6 protein-coding genes are annotated in these 4,663 nt (G+C 66.7%); 3 read left to right on the top strand and 3 right to left on the bottom strand.

Annotated features, from left to right (window positions below; all coding sequences use genetic code 11):
- Nucleotides 1–596 (top strand): lipoyl synthase (locus VEG08_04070; protein HXZ27160.1); only part of this gene is annotated, 596 nt, incomplete at its 5' end.
- Between the two features lie 171 nt (nt 597–767).
- Here VEG08_04070 and VEG08_04065 read toward each other — a convergent pair.
- Nucleotides 768–1,130: a cupredoxin family copper-binding protein gene (locus tag VEG08_04065; GenBank protein HXZ27159.1), complete on the bottom strand. Its 363-nt coding sequence runs from the start codon at nt 1,128–1,130 to the stop codon at nt 768–770.
- A 30-nt stretch (nt 1,131–1,160) separates the two neighbouring features.
- Complete coding sequence (locus VEG08_04060) at nt 1,161–2,123, bottom strand: metallophosphoesterase (GenBank protein HXZ27158.1); 963 nt, start codon at nt 2,121–2,123, stop codon at nt 1,161–1,163.
- 161 nt (nt 2,124–2,284) lie between these two features.
- Here VEG08_04060 and VEG08_04055 point away from each other — a divergent pair, with 161 nt between their 5' ends.
- Complete coding sequence (locus VEG08_04055) at nt 2,285–2,818, top strand: RNA polymerase sigma factor (GenBank protein HXZ27157.1); 534 nt, start codon at nt 2,285–2,287, stop codon at nt 2,816–2,818.
- Nucleotides 2,815–3,558: a zf-HC2 domain-containing protein gene (locus tag VEG08_04050; protein ID HXZ27156.1), complete on the top strand. Its 744-nt coding sequence runs from the start codon at nt 2,815–2,817 to the stop codon at nt 3,556–3,558. Before VEG08_04055 ends, VEG08_04050 begins: the two co-directional genes overlap by 4 nt.
- Nucleotides 3,559–3,680: 122 nt before the next feature.
- Here the strand turns inward: VEG08_04050 and VEG08_04045 are convergent.
- Nucleotides 3,681–4,663, bottom strand: a 983-nt coding sequence (locus VEG08_04045; protein HXZ27155.1) for a M13 family metallopeptidase, incomplete at its 5' end; no start/stop codon positions are given.

Genomic DNA, 4,663 nt, shown 5'->3' with positions numbered 1-4,663 from the left:
AAGCCGTCGCCCGCCTGGGCCTGCGTCACGCCGTGGTCACCAGCGTGAACCGCGACGACGACAATCTGGGCGGCGCCCGCATCTTCGCCCTCACCATCCAGGAGATCCGCCGCCAGGCTCCGGGCTGCCGCGTCGAGGTGCTCATCCCCGACTTCCAGGGCGACGAAGCCTCGCTGCGCGCCGTGCTCGACGCCCGCCCCGATGTCCTCAACCACAACACCGAGACCGTGCCCCGGCTCTATCCCGTGGCGCGGTCGGGCGCCCGCTATCCGCGCACCCTGGAGCTGCTGCGCCGCGTGAAGGAGTTCGTTCCGGGCATGATCTCCAAGACCGGGGTGATGGTGGGCCTGGGCGAGACCGTCCCGGAACTGTTGGAAGTCTTCCGCGACCTGGCCGCGGAGAAGGTGGACATCCTCACCGTCGGTCAATACCTGAGCCCTTCGAAGAACCACCTGCCCATCAAGCGTTACTACACTCCCGACGAGTTCCGCTCCCTGAAGGAAGAGGCGCTGGCGATGGGCTTCCGCCACGTGGAATCCGGCCCGCTGGTGCGCTCCAGCTACCACGCCCACGAACAGGCCCAGACCATCGGGTGATCTGGTGATCGGGTCATCGGGTGATCTGCCCTTGGTGTCTTTCAATGACCCGATGACCCGATCATCCGATGTCCCGATGCAAAAAAGCCCGGGGCCGAAGCCCCGGGGTGCGAGAGAGGAGCGATGCTAGGCGGGCCTGGGTCTTGCTAACTCCTAACTACCAGCTACTAACTACTTCTTCTCCACCACCACCGTCCCAGTCATGCGCGGATGCACGGTGCAGAAGTACTTGTAAGTCCCGGGCTGGTCGAAGGTGTGTGAATACTGCTCGTCGGTGTCCATGGCCTTGGAGTGGAAGGCCATGTCGCTGGCGGCCACAGTGTGAGGCACGTCGTCGGCGTTGGTCCAGGTCACGGTCGCGCCCGCCGGCACCGTGATGCTCTGCGGCGTGAAGCTGTAATTGTCGATCTCGACGGTGTACTTGGCCGCCGCGGCTTCCTTGGACCCGGCTGGGGCCGTCTGGCAGGCCGCCAGTACGATGACGGCCAGTGCCAGGCCGGTCGCCGATAGCTTGAACGCCAAAGTCGTCTTCATGGCTTACCTCCTGGGTTGAGCGCTCCGCGCCTACACGGCGAGCACGGAATCGGTGATGGCCAGCGCGTGCCGGCCGCGCACGAAGTTCACGTCGGTCACGCCCAGCAGCGTGCGCAGCTGGCCTTCCGGCACCTTCATCGGCCCCGGCGAGGGCGCCTTCCCCGGCTCGGGCTGCGGGAAGGCGGTGGACATGGCGGTGTGGAAGGTCACGTTGCCCTCCACCTTGCGCATGCTCTGGTGGATGTGGCCGTTCAGCACCGTGACCGAGCCGAACTTCTTCAGATAGGAGAGCGCCTGGGCGCTGTCGTCGGTGGCCCAGCCCCACTCGGGGTAGACCGTCCACAGCGGGATGTGGGCGAACACCACGATGGGCGTGCTCCTGCCGAGGTGCTTCACGTCCTTCTCCAGCCACTCCAGTTGCTCGTGACCGAGGTCGCCCAGGCCGCCCGCCTTCAGGTTGAGCACGTTGACCAGCCCGATGAAGTGCACGCCCTTCTGCTCGAAACTGTACCAGCCGTCTCCCGTCGCGCCTTTGCCGAAGCGCTCCCGGTACTGCTTGCCGTTGTCGTTGAGCACATCGTGCTCGCCGGGGACGTAGTGGATGCGGCCGGTCTTCAGGCTCTTCAGGTTCTGCTCCAGGAGATCGAACTCGGCATCCTTGGAGAGGTGGGTCAGGTCGCCGGTGTGCAGCACGAACTCCGGCGGCGTGGGCAGGGCGTTGATCTTGGTGATGGCCTCTTGCAGGGTGGCGACCACGTCGGGGTTGGCGGGCTTGTTGAAGCCGATGTGGCTGTCGCTGATCTGCACGAAGCTCAGTTCGCCCTTCATGGCGGCCGCGCTGTGGCGGTCCATCTGGCTGAGGGCGAAGGACTTCAGCACCCCGCCCTGGAGCACGCAGAAGGCCCCGGCGCCCGCCCAGGCCATGCACTTCAGAAAGCCGCGGCGGTCCACCCCGTCGTGGCTGTGGTCGTGGAGGATGAGGTCGTCGGCCATGTTCCACCCTTTCGCCAAGCCGCGTCGCTGCATCTGCAGCCTGCGCTAACGCTAACCACGCGGCGCGAGTCTTATTCCCCGGAGGCGTGGCTGCCAGTCGCGACTTTTTTGCGTCTCCGGCGGGAATAAAACGTCCAACACTTTGTTCTGGAGGATGCGTGGTGTCCCAGGAAGCCTTCCAAGGCGGCGGGTTCGAGGAGCTGGCCATGCCGCTCTTCGACGCCCTCTTCAACTTCGCCTGCTGGCTCACCCGCAACCGCGAGGAGGCCGAAGACCTGGTGCAGGAAACCTACGTCAAGGCGCTGCGTGGCTTCGGCTCCTTCCAGCCGGGCACCAATTTCCGCGCCTGGATCTTCCGCATCCTGCGCAACACCTTCCTCACCTCGCGCTCGGGCCTCGCCGCCACCCGCACCGTGCCGCTGGAGGAAGAGCAGGCGGAGCCGCCGGCGCTGGTCGAGGAGCGCACCCCCGAAGACGTCCTGCTGGCCCTGGGCAGCGCCGCGCAGTTGCACCGCGCCCTGGACGAGCTGCCGGTGATCTTTCGCGAGGTGCTGTTGCTGGTGGACGTGGAAGAGATGAGCTACCAGGAGGCAGCGGAGTCGCTGGCCATCCCCATCGGCACGGTGATGTCGCGGCTGGCGCGCGCGCGCCGCGCCGTGCGTGCCTCCCTCGCAGCCCGGGAGGCGGTGCGATGAGCTGCGCTGCCTGGCTCGCCCAGCACGATCGCCTGGCCGACGGCGAGCTGCCGCCCGCCGAAGCCGCCGCCCTGGCGGCTCACCTGCGCGGCTGCGGCGAGTGCACCGCCGAGGTCGTCGCCCGCCTGGAGATGAAGCGGGCGGTGCGCGCCGCCGGGCGCGCCTACGCTCCCAGCGCCGAGTTCCGCGAGCGCGTGCGGCGGAGCATCGCCGTGCCGCCACGGCGCAGTCGGTTCCGCGGATGGGTGCCTGCCCTGGCCACGGCGGCCGCGTTCTTGGTGGTGGTCGTCGTGGGTTCAGCCTGGTGGGCGCAGCAGCAACGGCAACGGCAAGCGTTGGCCGAGATCGTGGACCTGCACGTCTCCAACCTGGCCGGCAGCAGTCCCGTGGACGTGGTCTCCAGCGACCGCCACACCGTCAAGCCCTGGTTCGCCGGCCGCCTGCCCTTCACCTTCGACCTGCCCGAGTTGGCGGGCTCCCCCTTCACCCTGATAGGCGGCCGCGTGGCCTACTTCCACGAGACCGCGGGCGCGCTCCTGCTCTTCCAGGTTCGCCAGCACAGGATCTCGGTCTTCATCTTCCCGGAGCGCGCCCACGTGGCGGCCGTGCCCGCCTCCGCGACGGAGATGAACTTCCACGTCACCAGTTGGGACCAGGGCGGCTTGCACTACCTCGCCATCACCGACGCCAGCCCCGGCGACCTCGCCGCCCTCCAGGCCCTGCTGCTACGTGCTCACTGAAGTGGACAGTGGATAGTGAATGGTGAATAGAAAAAAGGAACCGGCGCGGATCATCTCCGCGCCGGCGGCTTCTTGGGCCAGGTTCTTTCTATCCACTATCCGCTATTCACTATCCACTGCTCTTACCACACCCGGCACTGCTTCTCCGGGTACATGGGCTGGCCCTTCTTGCAACTGAACGCCTTGGCGAACTCGGGCATGTTGCTGACCACACCGTTCACCCGGTCATGGCCGGGGGAGTGCGGGTCCACCTTAGCGCGCAGGGCCGCAACCTGCGGAGTCTGGTTCTGGCACCACACCTGGCTCCAGCCCAGGAAGACCAGTTGCTGCGGCGTGAAGCCCTCATAGGGGGGCTGGGGGTCGGTCTTGAGCGTGTCTTCCAGCGCCATATAGGCGATGCGCAGGCCGCCGTTGTCGGCGGTGTTCTCGCCCAGGGTGAGCCGGCCGTTCAGCTTGACGTCCTTGGCGGGATCGGAGGGGTCCTTCACGGCGGTGAAGCCCGAATACTCGTCGGCCACGCAGGTGGCCCGCTCCTCGAACTTCTTGCCGTCCTCGTCGGTCCACCAGTCGCTCATGTTGCCCTTGACGTCGAACTTGCGGCCCTCGTCGTCGAAGCCGTGGGTGAGTTCGTGCCCGATCACCGCCCCGATGCCGCCGAAGTTCAGTCCCAGCGGCTGGTCCTTGCTGAAGAAGGGCAACTGCAGGATGCCGGCGGGGAAGTTGATGTCGTTCATCTGCGGGTTGTAGTAGGCGTTGACCGTGGGCGGCGTCATGCCCCACTCCTTGTGGTCCACCGGCTGCCCGATCTTGTTCAGGTCGCGGTGGATCTCGAAGCTGGCGCCCCGCCGCGCGTTGCCCAGCAGGTCGGTGCGCTCCACCTTGACGCTGCTGTAGTCGCGCCAGTTGTCCGGGTAGCCGATCTTGTTGGCGATTCCCTGCAGCTTCACCATGGCCTGCTGCTTGGTGGTCTCTGACATCCAGTCCAGGCCCTGGATGTCCTCGCCCAGCGCCTTCTCCAGCGCCATCACCATCTTCAGGGTCGACGCCTTGCTCGCACCAGGGAAGGCCACGGCCACGTACTTCTGCCCCAAGGCCTCGCCCAGCG

The organism is Terriglobales bacterium (assembly GCA_035624475.1).
GTDB lineage: Bacteria > Acidobacteriota > Terriglobia > Terriglobales > Acidobacteriaceae > DASPRL01.
The sequence above is the reverse complement of the archived record's forward strand: the minus strand, read 5'-3'. Positions and strand labels throughout refer to the sequence as shown.